The organism is Streptomyces sp. NPDC055400 (genome assembly GCF_053644375.1).
In genome coordinates, this window is the sequence record NZ_JBSHLM010000005.1 from 148,544 (window position 1) to 167,020 (window position 18,477).

Sequence of the window (18,477 nt, forward strand, 5' to 3'; positions counted from 1 at the left end):
GGTGCGGGGACGCGATGTGCGACTGGACCCACCAGTACCTCGGCCACATCGAGGCCGCCCGCCACCGCTTCGACGGCTGATGACAGACCCCCGCTCCACGGCTCATGGCCTACGCATCGCTGCCCGAGGTGTCGGGGAACGAGTGGTGCTCGTGCGCCACCGTCCAGTGTCCCTCTTCCTTGCGCAGCCCGAGCGTCAGGCGCAGGCGGTTCTCCGGCTGCGCGGCCAGGTCGTGCGGCGTTCCGCAGTGCAGCAGAGCATGGGCGTAGGCGACATCGTCGCCGGCGGTGACGTCGAACGACACGAGGTCGAACACGGCCCCTTGTGACTGCCACTCGAAGAACGGCGGCCACGTCTCGCGGTAGGCGTCGAGGCCGCGGACGCCGTCCTGGGGCTGCGGTACGTCGAACATCACGATGTCGTCGGCGTGGTCGGCCAGGACGCCCTTCATGTCGCCCGCGTGCACCGCCGCGGCCCATCGCTCGACCAGGGCCCGGATCTGCCGCTCGTCGTCCGTCATCGCCGGCTCACAGTCCTTGTCGACGCGCGGCGCGCGCCTCAGTCACCGTGTTGCCACGGCCCGTACGCCTCTCCCCCTGCTCATACGCCGACTCCGTTCGTATGCGCCCGTCGGGCCCTGCGCTCGGTGACGAAGCCGACCGTCACCACCAGTACGCCGGCGGTTACACCGAACGCGGCGGTGAGACCGTTCAGCCACGCGTAACCACTGCTGCTGGGGTACGTGGTTCCGTCGTCCAGCACGCAGTCGAAGCGCAGCGGCACATAGGAAGTCCGGTGCCCGACCAGGTGCTGGAGGGTGCTGTCGTCGACGGCGTCGCGGCACGAGGGCGCCGGAGACGAGGAGGCGCCGCTCTCCGACTCGTGTTCGGACAGCTGCACCGCGCCGAGCCCCAGCACGTACAGGCCGACTGCCGCTGCCGCCGCCATCGCGGCACACCATCGCACCAGATCCAGTGACCAGTCCGCGCGGCGGCCGGGAAGGGCGACGGAGATGAACTTGACGACCACCGCGATGACCCAGACGGGAATCGCGAGCAGAGCGGGCAGTGCCAGAAAGACGAACACGAGCCAGGCACCCTTCACAGGCGTTCGGCGCGGGCGAGTTCATGGAGCGCAGCTCGGCCGCCTTGCCCGGAGTAGACCTTCGAAGGCCTCAACAGGTTGTGGTCGTCGCCTGATCGGCAGGGGTTCGGGTTCACCGGGTGGGACTCCCAGTACCAGGTAGATCCGCGCCGGGCGGTGCACAGTGGAGTCATGGCGACCACGGAGTTCGGGCACACGGTGCGGCGCTGGCGCGACCGCGTCTCGCCGGAGGCGGCCGGGCTGCCCATCGGCGGTGGCCGGCGCGCGCCCGGGCTGCGCCGCGAGGAGCTCGCCATGCTGGCCGGTATCTCCGTCGACTACGTCACCCGCCTCGAACAGGGCCGCGCGACCCACCCCTCCGAGCAGGTCGTCGAGGCGCTGGGCCGGGCGCTGCGCGTGTCCGCGACCGAGCGCGAGCACCTGTTCCACCTGGCCGGGCTCGTACCGCCGGGGCAGGGCACGGTGCCCGCCTTCATCACGCCGAGTGTCCAGCGGATGCTGGACCGGCTGACCGGGACGCCCGTCGCGGTCTCCGACGCCACCTGGACGCTGCTGCTGGCCAACCCCCTGTACACGGCGCTGATGGGTGAGCGGCACGGCAACGAGCGCAACGCGGTGTGGCGCAACTTCCTCGGCCCGGCCGGCCGCGTCCGCCACACGCCGCAGTCCCTGCGCGCGCTCGAGACGGCGCAGGTCTCCGACCTGCGTGCGGCGGCGAGCCGCTATCCGCAGGACCAGCTGCTGCGGCGGCTGATCGCGGAACTGCGCGCGAACAGTGACCGGTTCGCCGAGCTGTGGGATTCCGGCGCCGTCGGGCAGACCGTGGCGTCGCGCAAGACCATCGATCATCCCGAGGTGGGCGCCCTGACGCTGGACTGCGACATCCTCAGCGTCGCGGGCACCGGCCTGCGCATCATCATCTACACCGCTGAGCCCGGCACCCAGGACGCCGAGCGCCTCGCGCTCCTCGGCGTCATCGGCACCCAGACACTCGCCGGACACCGGTCCGGCGCTCAGTGGCCGTAGGGCGGCTCGAAGCAGCCGGTCTCCATGTACGGGCCATTGACATGGACCTCGAAGTTCGTCTCCTGGACGAACGCCGTGACGCATGCGTCGGCATGCACACGAAGGCCGACCTGTGCGCCTTCGGGCGTGACGTACTGGTCGGTCTCGTAGCGCGCGTCCATCCCCCGTACGCTCAGCGTCCCGCCGGCCCGCTCGCCCCCGTCGCCGGTCCCCTCCTGTACGTAACCGAGCTTGAGGAGTGCCGCGCGGACGCTCTCGGGGTCCCACTCCTTCTGCCCCCAGAGGCGCTTGAGCACGGGCTCGATGCGGGCCGCTTCCCGCCGCGCGTCCCTTTCACTGGCGGGCGACATGTCGCCCGCGCGACGGTAGGCGTTGTTGTCGCCGATGTGCGGCGCTCCGTCGACCACTCCGGGCTCGACGTGAGGGGAAGCGGAAGGAGACGTCGTGGCGGAAGAAGGCGAGGCAGGCGGGCTGGAACTCGCGGATGAGGTCGGCAGTCCGGCCGCCGTGTCCGCGGCGTGCTCCTCGCCGCAGCCGGTCAGCGTCACGGCAGCGGCGCTCAGGAGCAGTGCGAGCGCGGTGCACCGTCTGCGCTGCGTCGTCGTCAAGGTCAGCATGGGCGAGACTCTGCCATCGCCGGTCCTGCTGTGGGGGCAGCCGAGCCATGTTGTCCGCGAATGCGTGACACCGCGTCCGTCCCGTGGGCCGACCCTCATCCGGCGGCGGACCGGTATTCCTTCGGAGGCGATCCGTACCTGCCGCGGAAGGCGTGGCTGAAGTGGAACGGTCCCGCGAAGCCCGAGGCCGCGGCCACCTGGGCCACGGTGAGTTCGGTACCCGTCAGCAAGCACGCCGCATGCCGCAGCCGCGCCTCCCGCAGGGCCCGCATCGGCGTGGAGCCGGTCTCCTCGGCGAACAGGTGGGCGAACCGTGAGGGTGACAGGGCCACCGCCGCGGCAAGGGAGTCGACGGTGTGCGCGGCTGCCGGGTCGGCGTCGATCAGGGCCTGGGCGCGGCGCACGCGCGCGTCGCCGGGGCCGGTGACGCCGGACGGGGAGGTGACGAGCAGCAGGGCGCGCTCCACGGAGCCCAGGGCCAGCGCGGCGGCGTCCGGGCCCGTCGCCACCGAGGCCGGGACGGTGCGGCGCGTGGCGCTCATCGGGCGGGGCGGAGCGCCGGCGCCTGTCCAGCGGCTGTCGGCGTGCGCCTGCCGCAGCGCCGTGGCGACACCGGTACGGGCTCCCGGGGGGACATCGGGCATCACGTGACAGCCGCTGCCGCGGTCGTACGGGCGCAGGCGCTGCTCCCAGCCGGGGCGCAGCAGGAAGTGGGCCCACCACAGCCCCCAGTGCTCGGCGTCCGGCGCGGTCCGGTAGGTGTGGTGTACGCCCGGCGCGAGCAGCACCAGGCTCCCGGGTCCCGCAACCGTCCCGGCCCCGCCCTGGCGGACGTGACCGGCACCGGACTCCGTCCACAAAAGGAGCCAGCTCGGGGCGCCGGCCGTCCTGCGGACGGCGTAGTCGGGCTGCCCGTCGTGGCGGCCGACGATCAGGACACCCGGGGGCGGCGCAGCAGTTTCACGAAGGTCTGTGGCGGACACGCGCATAGCCTGGCACACCGGCGCGGTTCTACGGTCGTTGTATGAACACAGTCGATATCTCGACCTTCGAGGCCTCGGGCTACGTGATCGCCCGCCGGCTCCTGTCACGCGAAGAGGTGGCCGCGCTCACCGACAGTTTCATGGAATATCCCCGACGAGGCGCTGTACCAGGGCACTTCCAGCCGTCGGCGCAGAATCCTGACGGCCCGCACGATCCGCTGCGCGAGTACCCACGCATCATGCACCCCCACCTGATAGACGACACCGCCATGCGCTATCTGCTCGACCCGAGGATCACCGCGATCGTCGCCGAGCTGATCGACGAGGAGCCGATAGCAGCGCAGAGCATGCTGTACTTCAAGCCTCCCGGCGCACGCGGGCAGGCGCTGCACCAGGACAACTTCTATCTGCGGGTCGAGCCGGGCACCTGTGTCGCGGCGTGGGTGGCGCTCGACCACGTGGACCGCGACAACGGAGGGCTCGAAGTCGTCCCCGGCACGCACCTCATGGACCTCTTCTGCCCCGAGGAGGCCGACCCCGACACGTACTTCACGAGGGAGTACGTGCCACCGCCGGCGGGCCTCACGCGCGTGCCCGTCGACATGGAGCCGGGCGACGTCCTCTTCTTCAACGGGAGCCTGGTCCACGGCTCCGAGCCGAACACGACCACGGACCGGTTCCGCCGCAGCTTCGTGTGCCACTACGCCCCGCGTTCGGCCCGCCGCATCGCCCGCCACTACCGCACGTTCACGCTGGAGGGCCAGGAGGTCTTCCTGGCAGAGGCGGAGGGGGGCGGCCCCTGCGGTACGGAGTTCCCGGTCACGTCGCCGCACTAGTGGCTCTCGTTCGGATCATGCCGGGTTCGCGGGGCCCGGCACGCTAGGTCCCGCTCCTGACCTCCAACGCCCTTCCCAGGACGGGCGCCAGGGCTTCGGCGTAGCCCTCTGCCATATGGCTTTCGTCCCGGTAGACGAAGGTGTCGTACACCGCGACGGGACAGGCTCCGTGCGTCGTGCACAGCCAGGGCTGCGGGTCGATCACGGAGACGCCGGTCGAACGCGCCGCTGCCTTGGTGGCGTTCCTGCGGGTCACGTCGTGCAGCGCCTTGGGGACGCGGACCGAGCAGTCCCGCAGGTGCTGGGGGTGGATGGCCGCGCAGTCGAGTACGTCCTCGCGAGGCCAGGGTGTGTCGAGGAGCGCGACGACCCGGCCGCCTGATCGCGAGAGCTTCCGGAACGTCCGGACGTAGCCGTCGGTCCATCCCGCGAGCGGATCCCGCATCGTCTGCGCCGGTGTGCCCGCGTCGGAGGAGGACACGAGGACGAGTGAGGGACGGAGCTTCTCGATCCGCGAGAGCGCGTCTGCGCGCCAGCGGTCACATGTCGTATAGGGACGGTGTGCGTTGACGATGGTGACCGCGGCCGCCTTGCAGGATGCCTTGGTCATCGATATCAGCTTCCAATGGTGCTGCAGGGCAAGGACGTTGAGCGCCGGGAACCACTGGGCCGCGTGGGAGTCGCCGAAGAGTACGACGACGTCCTTCGAGGACCGGTCTCCGTACACGCACAAGGGTGTGCTCGTGCTGGCGTAGTTCTGGTGGCACCCGTCCCGGTACACGGCGGACCGTACGTCCGTGATCCCTGTGAGTGGCGGTGTGAGGTTGTCCGGCAGGCGCGTGCCGGTCGTGCCGAGGGCCTGCGTGAGGCGCGCGCCGGGGTCCGGGGCGGAGGCGAGGGCGTCCTTGAGCACGGGAGCGGGCTCGCCGGAGCTGATCGACGGCGGGAAGGCCGCCGCGATCAGCGCGGTGGCCGCGGTGACGGCGGTCAGGGCGAGGCCGAGCCGCAGGCCACGGCCCGGGCGGCCGCGCAGGGCCCGGTGGAAGCGCACCGGGTTCTCGACCAGGCGCAGGGTCAGCCAGGCCGGGAGCAGAGCGGCCACACCGAGGGCCAGCTCCAGGTGCGTGCCGGCAGGCCTGTCCAGCGCCTTGGGCCCGATGACCAGGAACGGCCAGTGCCACAGGTACCAGCTGTACGACAGGCCGCCCAGCCAGGTCACCGGCCGTGCGGTGAGCATCCGGCGCGCTCCCGGCCACGCGGGCGAGGTGCCGCCGACGATGACGAGGGCGGCGCCGATGACGGGTGCCGCCGCGGCCGTTCCCGGGAAGGGCGTGCCGGCGTCGAAACGCAGCGCGGCGGCGATGATGCAGGCGAGACCGGCCCATGTCATCGCCACGGCCACGCCGGCCGGCAGACGGGGAGGCCGGAGCAGGGCGAGCGCGACCAGCGCTCCGGTGCCCAGCTCCCAGGCGCGCGTGTGCGAACCGAAGTAGGCCCACGGCGCCGACTGCCCGGTCACGTAGACGCTCAGCCCGAACGACACCGCGCACAGCGCCACCAGGGGTATCGCCAGGAGCGCGCGGCGCCGCCTCGACAGCCGCCAGCCGAGCAGCAGGAGCAGCGGCCACACCAGATAGAACTGCTCCTCGACGGCGAGCGACCAGAAGTGCTGGAACGGGGACGGAGGGCTGCCCTCCGCGAGGTAGTCGGTGCCCGTGGCCGCGAGGCGGAAGTTCACCGCGTACAAAGCGCTGGCGAACGCGTCGCTCATGTACTCGGCGAAGCGGATCTTCGACAGGAACAGCCATGATCCGGCGAGGGTCACCAGGACGACGAGGGCCGAGGCGGGGAGCAGGCGCAGCGCCCTGCGGGCGTAGAACGCACGGATCGATATGCGGTCGGAGGCGGACAGTTCGCGCAGGAGCGAGGACGTGATGAGGAAGCCCGAGATCACGAAGAAGACGTCGACCCCGACGTAGCCGCCGCTGAACCGTGTGACACCGGCGTGGCCCAGGACGACCAGAGAGACAGCGAGGGCCCGGAGCCCCTGGATGTCAGGGCGCTGCCCAGGCACGGTGTGTGTCGCGCCCGGCGGGGGTGAGGTGCGCCCGGCGTCGGACGCCGGCTTCTCTTCCACCGTCCCCGTCGACTGCGTGGCGGGTTCGGTTGCTGTCTGTCCGGCGTGCGTTCTTGCGCGCAGTACGGCGTATGGAGTCCTGGTCACGTCTGGGACTGTCCGGTCAGACCCGTGTGTTGCGCCCGCGCACCCTTGTTTTTGAGCACTCAACCAGGTGTTCACCGACAGGGCGCCTGCGGGTCGTCCGGTGTTGTGCCGGCGCCCGGCACCATGGCGTGGCTCGCGCAACGGCTGCCGCGGAACGGAGACATGCGGTCATGGAGGACTCACTGCGCGCCCGCGCCCGGATCAGGGCGGGCGACGCCGATGCCTTCGCGGAGCTCTTCGACGACACCTCTCCCGCGGTGCACCGCATGGCGTTGCGCGCGACGGGCGACTGGGCGCAGGCCGAGGACGTCGTCTCGCTCACCTTCCTGGAGATATGGCGGCTCCGGCAGACGGTGCGCCGCGAGGACGCCCCGCTCCGGCCGTTCGTCCTGGGCGTCGGCCTGAACGTCCTGCGCAACCAGTCCCGCTCGGCCCGCCGTCACCGCGCGGCCCTGGCCCGGCTGCCCGTCTGCGAGCACCTGCCGGACTTCGCGGACGAGGTGGTCGACCGCATCGCGGACGCCGAGCAGGTCGCCGCCGCCCGCACGGCACTGGACGCGCTGAACCGCGCCGAGCGCGATGTCGTCCTCCTGTGCGGCTGGTCGGAGCTCAACTCCGAGGCCGCCGCGGAGATTCTGGGCGTGGCACCGGGCACGGTCCGCTCGCGCCTGTCGCGGGCGAGGGCGCGGCTGCGGGCGTCCGTCGACGCGTAGGCCCACGAAGGCAACGACCCGCACGCCGGTTACCGACTGATCAAGCCCTGCCAGAGCAATGTCGATGGACGTGACGCCTCGTCAGATCTCTGGTTCGACCCACTGCTCGAGGAAGTCGTCACCGAGGTCGGGTACGAGGTCCTGTTCTCCGCTGTACGGGGACAGCTCGGCCCAGATCACCTTGCCGCGCGGCGGATAGCGCGTGCCCCAGCGTTCGGCGTAGTGGGCGACGAGGAACAGCCCTCGTCCGCCCTCGTCGGTGGTGGCGGCCCGGCGCAGATGGGGTGCTGTGCTGCTGCCGTCGGAAATCTCGCAGATCAGGGAGCGGTCGTACAGCATACGGACCTTGATCGGCTGCGTGCCGTAGCGGATGGCGTTGGTGATCAGTTCGCTGAGGACGAGCTCGGTGGTGAACGCGATCCCGTCGAGGCCCCAGTCGTCGAGTCGGCGCAGGCACGCGGAGCGTACGGGGGCGACGGCCGCCGGATCGGAGGGCACGTCCCATTCGGCGACCCGGCCGGGGTCGAGAAGCCGGGTGCGGGCGACGATCAGGGCGACGTCGTCGTCGGGCCGTTCGGGCATCACGGCGTCGAGGACGTCCGTGCAGGTCTCCTGCGGTGTGCGGTTCGCTCCGTCGGACAGGGCGGCGCGCAACAGCTCGATGCCGGTGTCGAAGTCGCGGTGCCGGCCCTCGATCAAGCCGTCGGTGTACAGCACGAGTTGGGAGCCTTCGGGCAGGAGCAGTTCGAGGGTCTCCATCGGCATGCCGTCACCTAGTCCGAGGGGCGGGGACACGGGTACGTCAAGGAGGGTGACGGTGCCGTCGGGGCGGACCACGGCTGGTCCGGGGTGGCCGGACGAGGCCATCGTCACGTGGCCGGTGACCGCGTCGTAGATCGCGTACAGGCAGGTCGCCCCGACGATGCCCGCCCCCTCGCCTTCGGCCTCGCGTGCCACGTCGGCGTCGATGCGGGCGACCTGTTCGTCGAGGTGGCTCAGGAGTTCGTCGGGGGTCAGGTCGAGGTACGAGAAGTTGTGGACGGTGGTGCGCAGTTGCCCCATCGTGGCCGCCGCGCGTACACCGTGCCCGACGACGTCGCCGACGACGAGGGCGACACGGGCGCCGGGCAGCGGGATGAGGTCGAACCAGTCGCCGCCGACCCCCGCTTCGGCGGGCAGGTACCGGTGGGCGACCTGGAGCGCGGACTGCTCGGGGAGCACGCCGGGCAGGAGGCTGCGTTGCAGGGTGACGGCCATGTCGTGTTCGCGGGTGAAGCGGCGGGCGTTGTCGATCGCCACTGCGGCGCGGGCAGCCAGCTCTTCGGCAGTGGACAGGTCGTCCGGCTCGAAGGGCCCGGTGCTCTCCATGCGCCAGAAGTTCGCGAGGCCGAGCACGATGCCGCGTGCGCTCAGGGGCACGCTGATCTGTGAACGGATGCCGTGTTCCAGAATCCGCCGGGCCCGCACGGGGTCCTGCATGCGCCAGGCGCCTGCCGCACCCAGATCCTCCTCCAGCACCGCGTGGCCGGTGCTCATCGACCTCTCCATCAGCGTCGAGGGGACGAACCTGATCAGTTCGCCCACCGGGTAGAACACGTCCTCGCGCGCGATGCCTGTGACCGCCATGCGGCGCATTTCTGCGGTGTCTCCGCTGGGCTCGCCGCCTCGCATGACGCCTTCGAGGAGTTCGACGGTGACGACGTCCGCGAAGCGGGGGACGGCGACATCGGCCAGTTCCTCCGCGGTGTGGATGACGTCCAGGGTCGTGCCGATGCGTACGCCCGCGTCGTAGAGGAGTTGCAGGCGTTCCGTGGCCGACTGCGCCTTGCCCGCGAGGGCCCGCAGTTCGGTGGAGTCCCGCAGCGTCACCGCGTTACCGGCGGGCCCGCCGTACAGGGCCGTCGGCCGTACGTTCACCGCGAGCAGGCGGTCGCCCGCGCGGTGCACCTCGTCGGTCACGATCTGTTCGGTGACGAGGAGTTCGGCCATGTGCGGGGCGAGGCCGAGGTCCGCGACGGCGCGGCCTTCCGCACCCGGGGGCAGTCCGAGGAGCCGTTTCGCCTCGTCGTTGGCGAGCAGCAGGCAGCCGTCCCCGCTGGTGATGAGCACGCCTTCCTTCACGGCGTGCAGGACCGCGTCATGGTGCTCGTACATCCGCGAGAGCTCGGCGGGATCGAGGCCGTGGGTCTGGCGCCGCACCCTCCTGCTCACGAGGACCGACCCGGCCGTCACGATGAGTAGCGCGCCCGCGGCGGGCCCCAGGAGCAGGGGCAGTTTGCCCGACACCCCGGCGTTCACGTGCTCCACGGTGATCCCGACGCTCACGAGGCCGACGACGGAGCCGTCGGTGTCGATGACCGGGACGGTCGTGTTCACGGCGGGGCCGACGGAGGTACGGAAGGTGCTGGTGACCGTATGACCGGCCAGCGCGGTCGCGAACGGCCCGGTCACGTGCTTGCCGATCAGGCTCGGGTCGGGATGGGACCAGCGGATGCCCGCCGGGCTGAAGGTCACGACGTAGTCGACGCCGGTTGTCTTGCGGACCGCTTCCGCGCTGGGCTGGAGTACGGCGCCCGGGTCGTCGGACTTCATGGCGCTCAGCGTCCCCGGGGAGTGGGCGAACGCCTCGGCGGTCGCGACCGAGCGACGCGTGGCCTCCTTCATGGTGGAGTCCCTGGCCTGGAGCACGAGTGCCGTGCCGGCCGCGACGACGAGCAGCACGGTCAGTGTCAGCTGCAGCAGAAACACCTGGCCTGCGACGCTGTGCACGCTGACGAGGGAGCGGAGAGTGTGCGCCCAGGAGGACCGTGGCTCCCCGGGAACGACGCCCTCCTGTCGGGCGGCAGGCCGCCCGAGGGACTGCGTCATATCCCCTTTGTAACACTGTGCGTAATCAGGGGCGAAGCCCCGGCCGGAGAACCGCTGCGGACAGCGCCGGCGGCGAGTTTCCTCACGAGGAGTGACCCTGCGAACGCGTCAGCCTGCCTGCGCCCCGTAAACGCGCTCGACTGTCATCGTCATGAGCACCCTGCGGTCCGACACCATCACCGACCGGTACTCGTCCCAGTCGGGGTGCTCGCCGGACGCGGCGCGGTAATAGCTCACGAGGGCCTCGACCTCGGGGCCGTGCGGGTCGGTTCCCGGTCCGGCCAGCGTGACCGGGCCCTCGGCCGTGGCCCATGACCAGCCGTCGGCACTGGTGACCTCCAGGGCGGCGCGCGGGTCACGGCGCAGATTCGCCGTCTTGGCGCGCCCCTCGGTCATCGACACGTAGAGGAGACCGGCCTCCTCGTCGTAGAAGGGCATGACGGGCGAAAGCTGAGGCAGGCCGTCCGACTTGATCGTGGCGAGGACACCGAGTCGGCTCTGGGCGAGCAGCGTGCGCGGGCTGAACGGAGTGTCGGTCATATACAGATTCAAGTCCCGACCTGGCACCGCTATTCCCCTTGCACGCACGCTCACCGCATCGCGGGGCCGGGGTCCCGCAGTCCCGTAGCTCACGGATGGGAGACTGGTCTGCCGTTCGGGGCTTCGAGGGGATGGACGGGATCATGCGACGCCGTCAGGTGACGACGCACATCGTGGCACTGGTCATGGCGGTGACCGCGACAACGGCCGCGACGGGCTGCACCCGCCTCCTCGACGACAAGGGCCCGCTGCCGTCACGGTCCGCGGAACCGCGCCTGTCGGCGGACGCGGCGGTGCGCGAGCTGACGTCCGCGCTGGCGGCGGAGGGCGTCACGCTCGATCGGGCACCCCAGGATCAGATCGTGATCGAGTGCACCGAGCGGCTGACGGGCCGTGGTGGGTCGGCGAAGGCCGCCGCGGCCCTGAAGTCCGGTTTCGCCCGTGCCCGTTCCGACCACGGCTGGAAGAGCGGCCCGGACATCGGCAGCGCCTCGCTCACCCTGCGCAAGGGCAACTGGACGGCGGCGGCCGCCCTCCCGCCCGCGACGGGTGCGTCCGCCACGACGCCGGTCACGATCATCGTCAACCTCGTGTGCGACGGCGCCCGCTCGAAGTCCGGGACGGGCGCCTCGCCGAGCCCGGCCGCTTCCTGAGCGGTGACGCTCTCGGGCCTCGGCTACTCGCCCGGCCGCGCCGCCTCCGCACGCAGTTTCGCGGCCCGTTCGGTCGGGTCGTAGGCCGGTCCGACGCCCTCGATCAGCAGCAGATCGCCCTCGATGTGGTCGGTCCGCAGCCGCAGAATGTCCTGGTACGGAGGTGAGTTGTACCAGGCACGCGCCTCGGCGAGGCCGGGGAACTCGATCAGCACCATGCTGCCCGGCCAGCTCCCCTCGACCACTTCGGCGGGCGGGCCGTGGATGACGAAGCGGCCCTCGAAGGGGTCGAGCGTGGCCTGGATGCGCTCCAGGTACTCGATGATGTCGGCGTGATGCCGGCGGCTGCGGAGATGCGCGAAGCCATAGGCGGACACGGTCGGGCTCCCTCGTTCGGGTCCTCGCGGTGCAAAGACGAGGACCCGAACGTAGCCCGGGGGCGTTCGAGGGGTCGATTACCTCTGAGGTAGGTGCCACGGAGCCGCCGCGGCGTTCACGGGACAGCCCCCTGGACCGTGGTTCAGGAAAGGGCCCCCACGTGCGCGAGGGCCTGCTTCAGGAGGACGCCGTGCCCGCCCGGCATCTCGTTCTGGACCATCTGCGACGAGGCCTCCTCCGGGGTGAACCAGACCAGGTCGAGTGCGTCCTGCCGGGGCCGGCAGTCACCGCTCACAGGGACGATGTACGCGAGCGACACGGCATGCTGGCGCGGGTCGTGGAACGGCGTGACGCCGAGCGTCGGGAAGTACTCGGCGACAGTGAAAGGCTGCAGGGACGCCGGCACGCGCGGCAGGGCCACCGGGCCGAGGTCCTTCTCCAGATGACGCAGCAGCGCGTCGCGGACGCGTTCGTGGTGCAGCACCCGGCCGGAGACGAAGGAGCGGCTGACCGTCCCGTCCCGCCCGATGCGCAACAGCAGTCCGATGTGGGTGACTTCACCATTGTTGTCGACTCGCACCGGTACGGCTTCGACGTACAGGATCGGCATGCGGGCGCGCGCCAGCTCAAGGTCGTCGGAGGTGAGCCAGCCGGGCGTGGTTTCGGTCGTATCAGACATTGGGCGATCGTACTTTCAACGTCTCCCGCGTCACGCACGCCGCTCCCGGCAACACCCCGATCGGGGACGGACGGTCATACACGAATTCAGGCAAACGACACGAGGTGGAACACCGGATGCCGCGCCGACTCCGCGGCGAACTCCTCGTCGGTCGAATCGAGCGTCACGTCGAAGTAGGCCCGGGTGACCGGCACTTCCCGCAGGTACTGCCGCAGTACGGGGACGCTTTCCTCGGGGCCGAGTTCGACCACGCGCAGGTTCTGCGACCGGCCACCGCGGCTCAGGCCGACCTCGCCGGCGACGCGGGCGTTGCGCACCCAGTCGCTGACCCCGTACGCGGCGACGAGCCAGCGCTCACCGCCCGCCGACATCACGTCGACCGGGGTGGAGTAGGGGCGGCCCGACTTCCTGCCCTTCACGGTCAGGATGTAGCGGTAGCCCTTGCCGATCCCGAGTCGGGTCATGGTCGTGAACACCCGGTTGACCGCGCGCGTCCCGAGTCCGACACGGTACGACTTCGCCATGTGCCCCTCCACTGATTCCGGCTTGCCGTGCTCGATCCTGTCCTGATCGAACTCGTCCTGGTCGCCTACGCTCCGGAAGCCTACGTTCTCCTGTTGGAACAGCCCCAGTTGACCCTTCGAAGGCAGGCAACATGTCCACACGCCCACCCCTCCCTCCCTTCACCCGCGAGACCGCCATCGAGAAGGTGCGTCTCGCCGAGGACGGCTGGAACAGCCGCTCCCCGCAGAAGGTCGCCCTGGCCTACAGCGAGGACTCACGCTGGCGCAATCGCGCGGAGTTCATCACCGGCCGGGACGCGATCGTGGAGTTCCTGTCGCGCAAGTGGAACCGGGAGCTGGACTACCGGCTCATCAAGGAGCTGTGGGCCTTCGACGGCCACCGCATCGCGGTCCGCTTCGCCTACGAATGGCATGACGACTCCGGCCACTGGTTCCGTTCGTACGGCAACGAGAACTGGGAGTTCGACGACGACGGCCTGATGCGCACCCGCCACGCGAGCATCAACGACCTGCCGATCGAGGAGTCCGAGCGCACATACCGCTGGCCGCTCGGGCGCCGCCCCGACGACCACCCGGGCCTCAGCGATCTCGGTCTGTGAACACGCCGACGCCGCTCGCCGCGATGTGACGGCGTAGCACCCCGCCGTCACGGGGATGAGACGGCGGGGGCTGCCACGTCGAGCGTGACTGTTCAAGTTTCACAGACTCAGGGCGTGATCGGAACCACGCCTCGCGAACGGATGGACACACGGGGCGACGAAGAGGCGGCGTTCAACTCCCCATCCCCGCCCATCCGTTGGCCGCGGTCGACTTGTGGCGCCGGCGGGAGCGGGCCACGCACGCGGGTGCCACAGCGGGCGGCCGAGCAGCAGAGGCGGCGGGGGCCGGCAGGAACAGCAGCACGCCGTCCTCGGCCCCGCACTGCCCTCGGACCTGTGAGGTGAGCGATGACGAGGTGGTCGGCGAGCTGGACCTGGCTCAGCAGCCCGCGCTCGGAGGATCCCGGACGGCGTAACTCAGGGCGCCGGACGACGATCTTGTGCTTACGGTCGGCGGTGGGCGCCCTGACAGGACGGCGCACCCGGGCGGCCTCGCGGACCACTTCGCACGTACCGCGAGGCCGCCCATCACCGCCTCCGGCAGGCGAGCCTGACGGCCGCACCCGACCTGATCGACACACCACGACGCCTCGCGGTCCGGCTGGACCTCGAAGGGGACCGACGGCCTCCAGTCGTGCCACGTCTCCCGGTTCGCGGGGCGTGCGGCTCACCAGGCCAGCATCAGCCAGGCGCGATGCGGCAGTTCCGTCTCGGCCGCGACGCCCTCCGCGCCGTGGAACACGCTCGCCGGTTCCGGGGTCTTCAGCGGGTCGAGCCGGACCGACGAGACCGCGTCGGGTGGCGTGGGGATGTCGACGTGGGGCAGCGCGGGATCGAAGCTGCCATTGGCCACGGCGAGTCGCGTCACCCCGTCCTGGTGGGACAGGTGCGGGATCAGGTGCGGTCCGCCGCTCACCAGCGGCAGCGTCGGGGCCTGTCCCTCCAGGAACCTGATGACGACGTGCATGACGCGCTGCCCGAAGTCGTCGCGGGGCAGGTCGGCGGGGTCGGTGGCGGCGAGTACGGCGACGCGACCGCCGAGCTCATTCACGTATCCGCAGCTGCCTGCGCCCCACGCGTCTTCCCCTGGGGTGAGGATGTGCGTCCACACCACGGCGTCCGGATGCGGCGTCAGGCGGGCCAGCGCGGGCTGTGTGTTGACGCTCAGCAGCGTGCCGACGAGGTCGGGGTCGGGGTGGTGGGTGATCTGTTCGAAGCTGAACGGGTCCGCCGTCTGCGCGTCCTCGCGGTCGACGACCTCGGCGACCTGGACACCGAGGAGGTCGCCGAATCCGCGCCGGGTCAGCACGTCGGCCGCGATCCCGTCGAGCAGCAGTCCGCCCGTCAGCATCTCCCGGATCTCGTCGTCGTCGAACGCCCAGGCCAGCATGCCGAAGACGGCCTGGACCGGAGCCTTTGAGGCGGTGACCGGGATGCCGTAGCGCAGCAGGAATTCGGCTGCCCCGCGCGGGCCGGTGCGCAGCTCCTCCAGGGTGCCGGTCCGCGTGCGGACGTGGGCCGCGGCGTCCTGCCGGTACGGCAGCCCGACCCCGAGTGTCCGGGCCTGCTTGGTATGGCGCCCCGCGATCCAGTCGAGGGCCGGGCGTGAGCGGCGCAGCAGCTGGGCCGTGCCGGGGAAGCGGTCGGGGCGGCCGGCCTGCATGGGGTGCACGTTGAGGAACAGCGCGTCCGCGCCCGACAGTTGGGCCGTGGTCATCTCGGACCAGGTCTGCACGTCGGACTTCGACCAGGTGGTGTGCGGCCAGTTCTCGATCTCCGGCTCGGACTCGACCCAGTCGGGCCGCAGCGCGCGCTGGGATTCCAGGAGCCACATCTGGCTGCTGAGGGAGCGCGGGGCGCTGTCGCTGTACGGCGCGAAGTGCGGGCGGTGCGCAGCCCGGCCCCGGACGGCCAGGGCCTGGAACAGCGCCGGCCAGTCGCGGCCCTCGACGGAGTGGACGTCGGGCAGCGAACTCATCAGCCCGAGCCGGGAACGGCCCGCCGAACGTTCCTCGACGACCTCGCTGAGCCGCTCGGCGATCTCCGTCTGGACGGTGCGCCAGACCTGCTGGAGCAGGGCGCGCCACGGGTGCGGCGACCCGGGTTCCGTGATCGCCCGCACGACCTCGTCGCGGGTCACGGGACGGCCGACGAGATCGGCCAGCCGGTCCAGGACGGAGGTCTCGAAACCCCCGCCCCAGTCCAGCGGGGCGTGGTTGTGGTAGCGGAAGTCGTCCTCCAGCCACAGCACGCGGAAGCCGAGCCCGGCGAAGCGTCCGTAATGGGCGTACAGCCATTCCCGCCAGCGGGGGCAGGTGAACGAGGCCTGCGCGGCGGCGGTCCTGCCGGTGGGCGAGACCATCGGCAGGAAGCCGTGGGCGTCCTTGCGGCCGCGGTCCGCGTGGCCGGCCGTCACCCACGGGTTGAGGCTGACGTCGAGTCCGGCGTCGCGCAGGATGTCGCTGACGGTGGCCGTGGTCTCGTACCAGCGGTCTTCGGCCTCACCGACGACGTAGCCGCCGAACACTTCCTCCGCAGCCAGCAGAAGAACGACTTCGTCGACCCCTGCCTCCTGGCAGGCCCCGGCGAGGGCGGTGGCATTCGCGACCGCCTCGGCCGGGTCCTTGCGGGGAGGGAGCTGGAATCGCAGGTGGTAGCGCGCCGACAACGGGACTCTCCTTGCACGGGTTGTACGAGGGCGGGCGCGGCCGGTGGCTCCGCCGGCCCACCGCCCCGTCCGCCGCGTCAGCTCCGGAATGTGACGAGGGGAGCTGACGCGAGGGACCGGCGATCTACGGACGAAGGAAAACTATCTGCTTGAAATTGCTCGGTCAATGGAGCTTTCGCGCAACTTCAATCAAACCCACTGAACGGCTTCTGGGCGCCCTCCGTCACGCCAGGTCCGTCGACATGGCCAGGGCCCGGTTCCGGTCGAGTTCGCGGGTGACGAGGTCGAGTTTGGCCTCGACGCGGGCCACGGCGTCGGCGCCGAGCAGGAGGCGGAGCGGAGGTTCGGGGGTCTCGGCCAGGCCGACGACGGCGGCTGCCGCTTTGGCGGGGTCTCCGGGCTGGCGGTGGTTGACGTCCGCGAGGGCCTTGCGGGTGGCGCCGGCGGTGGGCGCGTAGTCGTCGATCACGTGAGGTTCGGTGTAGAGACTCGACGCGTCGAGGAAGTCGGTGCGGAAGCCGCCGGGTTCGACGACGGTGACGTGGACGCCCAAGGGGGCGAGTTCGCCGTGCAGGGCCTCGGTGACGGCTTCGACGGCGAACTTCGTCGCGCCGTACAGGCCGACGCCGGGAGCGGTGGCGAAACCGCCGACCGAGCCGATGTTGATCACGTGGCCGGAACGCTGTTCGCGGAGTGTGGGCAGCACGGCCCGCAGGGTGCTGAGCACCCCGAAGACGTTGATGTCGAACGCGTCGCGTACGGCCGCGTCCGAGACCTCTTCCACCGCCCCGAGGAGGCCGCGCCCCGCGTTGTTGACCAGGACGTCGATGCGGCCGAAGCGCGCGAGCGCGGCATCGACCGCGGTGCGTATCGTCGCCTCCTCGGTGACGTCCAGGTCGACGGCGAGCAGGGCGTCGGGCGCGTCCGGGAAGGCACGGCGCACGGCCTCGGCGTCGCGCGCCGTGGCGACGACCTCATGCCCTCGCGCCAGCGCCTCCCGCGCGATCTCCGCTCCCAGGCCGCGCGAGGCGCCGGTGATGAACCAAACAGACATGTCTCCTGCTTTCGTGAGCGTGACTGAGTACGTGTGCCGTAGGGGTGACACGGCGCGGGTGCTGAGCCGTGCCGTGCCGTATGCGCTGTACGCGGATGCGGCTTGCGGCTTGCGGTTTACGGGTGACCCGGTACGGCACGGGCGAAGGTGAAGACCGTTTCCCGTTCCTGGCCGTCGTCGGGGAGTTCCCGGTCGGCCCACCTGTCCATGACTTCCACGATCTCGTCCTTGAACTGGGCGAGTTCGGCGTCGGTCATCCGCAGCCACACCTCGGCGGCAAAGGGCCCGAGCGGCCAGCGCTGCTGCTCGGACTGGGGCTGATCGGCCCAGCGGCGCACCTGGTTGATCTGCCGCTCGAGGTTGAGGGACTCGGCGGCCTGTGCGACGGCCTCCCCCGCCGCGTCGTCGGCGAAGTCGACGGAGGACCACAGGAGCTTCGGAGTGGTGCGCCGCCACCACCGTTCCCGGCGGTCGCGCGCGAGTTCAGGGGCCTCCTCGATCAGCCCAGCGGCGGCCAGCGCCTTCAGGTGGTGACTCACATTGCCGACGGCTTCGCCCGTCGCCTGCGACAGTGCGCTGGCGGTGGAAGGGCCGTCGAGCTTGAGCAGATCGAGCAGGCGGCGACGGACCGGGTGGGCCATCGCGGCCAGCACCCGGGAATCGGTGATGGGAGGGGCCATACGGGCAACATTACTTACACAAGAACTCTTGTGCAATGGTTCTTGTGGGACTGGTTCAACCACGGTGGAACAGGTCCTGCGGATCTACGCGCACCCAGCCCTGCCGCGTGGCGGGCGGGCGGGGGACCTCCCGGTGCAGGGCGCGCCATTGATGCACGAGCGCGTCGTAAATGGGCGTCGGCGAGGCGGCCCCGCCCGTGCCCAGCGGGGCAGCGTGACGCGGTCGGGGCGCAGGAACGCTTTTGCGCGGGTCGTTCATGCGCTGACCAACGACCGCGCCCCCTCCTGGCCACGCCATCGGCGAAGGATCTTTCCCAGGACACACATCCGA

General features: G+C 70.8%; 18 protein-coding genes. 5 read left to right on the forward strand and 13 right to left on the reverse strand.

The features are described from left to right. Positions 1-109: 109 nt before the first annotated feature. On the reverse strand, positions 110-520 hold the full coding sequence (locus tag ACWIGU_RS14830; RefSeq protein ID WP_454400850.1) for a YybH family protein: 411 nt from the start codon (positions 518-520) through the stop codon (positions 110-112). A gap of 80 nt (positions 521-600) precedes the next feature. After that, entirely contained in the window at positions 601-1,086 is a 486-nt protein-coding gene (locus ACWIGU_RS14835) for a hypothetical protein (protein WP_454400852.1), read from the reverse strand. A 189-nt stretch (positions 1,087-1,275) separates the two neighbouring features. On the opposite strand from ACWIGU_RS14835, the gene ACWIGU_RS14840 reads away from it, so the two are divergent. Then, positions 1,276-2,130: a helix-turn-helix transcriptional regulator gene (locus ACWIGU_RS14840; protein WP_454400854.1), complete on the forward strand. Its 855-nt coding sequence runs from the start codon at positions 1,276-1,278 to the stop codon at positions 2,128-2,130. Here the strand turns inward: ACWIGU_RS14840 and ACWIGU_RS14845 are convergent. Together ACWIGU_RS14845 and ACWIGU_RS14850 are read right to left on the reverse strand one after the other, a co-directional pair. After that, a complete protein-coding gene (locus tag ACWIGU_RS14845; RefSeq protein ID WP_454400855.1) occupies positions 2,118-2,747 on the reverse strand; it encodes a hypothetical protein in 630 nt (209 codons plus the stop codon). The two genes, ACWIGU_RS14840 and ACWIGU_RS14845, sit on opposite strands and share 13 nt — an antisense overlap. 95 nt (positions 2,748-2,842) lie before the next feature. Then, positions 2,843-3,736 carry a helix-turn-helix domain-containing protein gene (locus ACWIGU_RS14850; protein WP_454400857.1) on the reverse strand — a complete coding sequence of 298 codons (894 nt, stop codon included), beginning with the start codon at positions 3,734-3,736 and terminating at the stop codon, positions 2,843-2,845. A 35-nt stretch (positions 3,737-3,771) separates the two neighbouring features. Here ACWIGU_RS14850 and ACWIGU_RS14855 point away from each other — a divergent pair, with 35 nt between their 5' ends. Further along, positions 3,772-4,566: a phytanoyl-CoA dioxygenase family protein gene (locus ACWIGU_RS14855; protein ID WP_454400859.1), complete on the forward strand. Its 795-nt coding sequence runs from the start codon at positions 3,772-3,774 to the stop codon at positions 4,564-4,566. Positions 4,567-4,609: 43 nt separating this feature from the next. Here the strand turns inward: ACWIGU_RS14855 and ACWIGU_RS14860 are convergent, their stop codons facing one another. After that, positions 4,610-6,790 carry an acyltransferase family protein gene (locus ACWIGU_RS14860; protein WP_454400861.1) on the reverse strand — a complete coding sequence of 727 codons (2,181 nt, stop codon included), beginning with the start codon at positions 6,788-6,790 and terminating at the stop codon, positions 4,610-4,612. A 170-nt stretch (positions 6,791-6,960) separates the two neighbouring features. On the opposite strand from ACWIGU_RS14860, the gene ACWIGU_RS14865 reads away from it, so the two are divergent. Next, positions 6,961-7,503: an RNA polymerase sigma factor gene (locus tag ACWIGU_RS14865; RefSeq protein WP_454400863.1), complete on the forward strand. Its 543-nt coding sequence runs from the start codon at positions 6,961-6,963 to the stop codon at positions 7,501-7,503. Positions 7,504-7,584: 81 nt separating this feature from the next. Here ACWIGU_RS14865 and ACWIGU_RS14870 read toward each other — a convergent pair whose 3' ends face one another. After that, complete coding sequence (locus ACWIGU_RS14870) at positions 7,585-10,371, reverse strand: SpoIIE family protein phosphatase (RefSeq protein WP_454400865.1); 2,787 nt, start codon at positions 10,369-10,371, stop codon at positions 7,585-7,587. Positions 10,372-10,479: 108 nt separating this feature from the next. Next, positions 10,480-10,911, reverse strand: a complete 432-nt coding sequence (locus ACWIGU_RS14875; protein WP_454400867.1) for a PPOX class F420-dependent oxidoreductase — start codon at positions 10,909-10,911, stop codon at positions 10,480-10,482. Between the two features lie 143 nt (positions 10,912-11,054). Here ACWIGU_RS14875 and ACWIGU_RS14880 point away from each other — a divergent pair, with 143 nt between their 5' ends. After that, on the forward strand, positions 11,055-11,564 hold the full coding sequence (locus ACWIGU_RS14880) for a hypothetical protein (protein WP_454400868.1): 510 nt from the start codon (positions 11,055-11,057) through the stop codon (positions 11,562-11,564). 23 nt (positions 11,565-11,587) lie between these two features. On the opposite strand, the gene ACWIGU_RS14885 is transcribed toward ACWIGU_RS14880, so the two are convergent. From ACWIGU_RS14885 to ACWIGU_RS14895, 3 genes are all read right to left on the reverse strand, one after another. Beyond that, positions 11,588-11,941, reverse strand: a complete 354-nt coding sequence (locus ACWIGU_RS14885) for a DUF1330 domain-containing protein (RefSeq protein WP_454400870.1) — start codon at positions 11,939-11,941, stop codon at positions 11,588-11,590. A 143-nt stretch (positions 11,942-12,084) separates the two neighbouring features. Further along, positions 12,085-12,621 carry an NUDIX hydrolase family protein gene (locus tag ACWIGU_RS14890; protein ID WP_100593395.1) on the reverse strand — a complete coding sequence of 179 codons (537 nt, stop codon included), beginning with the start codon at positions 12,619-12,621 and terminating at the stop codon, positions 12,085-12,087. Between the two features lie 86 nt (positions 12,622-12,707). Beyond that, complete coding sequence (locus ACWIGU_RS14895) at positions 12,708-13,145, reverse strand: nitroreductase family deazaflavin-dependent oxidoreductase (RefSeq protein ID WP_454400872.1); 438 nt, start codon at positions 13,143-13,145, stop codon at positions 12,708-12,710. A 131-nt stretch (positions 13,146-13,276) separates the two neighbouring features. On the opposite strand from ACWIGU_RS14895, the gene ACWIGU_RS14900 reads away from it, so the two are divergent. After that, complete coding sequence (locus ACWIGU_RS14900; RefSeq protein ID WP_454400874.1) at positions 13,277-13,744, forward strand: nuclear transport factor 2 family protein; 468 nt, start codon at positions 13,277-13,279, stop codon at positions 13,742-13,744. A 667-nt stretch (positions 13,745-14,411) separates the two neighbouring features. On the opposite strand, the gene ACWIGU_RS14905 is transcribed toward ACWIGU_RS14900, so the two are convergent. From ACWIGU_RS14905 to ACWIGU_RS14915, 3 genes are all read right to left on the reverse strand, one after another. Beyond that, positions 14,412-16,412, reverse strand: coding sequence for a hypothetical protein (locus ACWIGU_RS14905; protein ID WP_454400876.1), 2,001 nt, complete (start codon positions 16,410-16,412; stop codon positions 14,412-14,414). A gap of 223 nt (positions 16,413-16,635) precedes the next feature. Then, the gene (locus tag ACWIGU_RS14910; protein WP_454400878.1) at positions 16,636-17,466 is read right to left on the reverse strand and encodes an oxidoreductase; all 831 of its coding nucleotides are present in this window, start codon (positions 17,464-17,466) and stop codon (positions 16,636-16,638) included. Positions 17,467-17,582: 116 nt separating this feature from the next. Continuing rightward, on the reverse strand, positions 17,583-18,146 hold the full coding sequence (locus ACWIGU_RS14915; protein WP_383082325.1) for a winged helix-turn-helix domain-containing protein: 564 nt from the start codon (positions 18,144-18,146) through the stop codon (positions 17,583-17,585). Between the last annotated feature and the right edge of the window lie 331 nt (positions 18,147-18,477).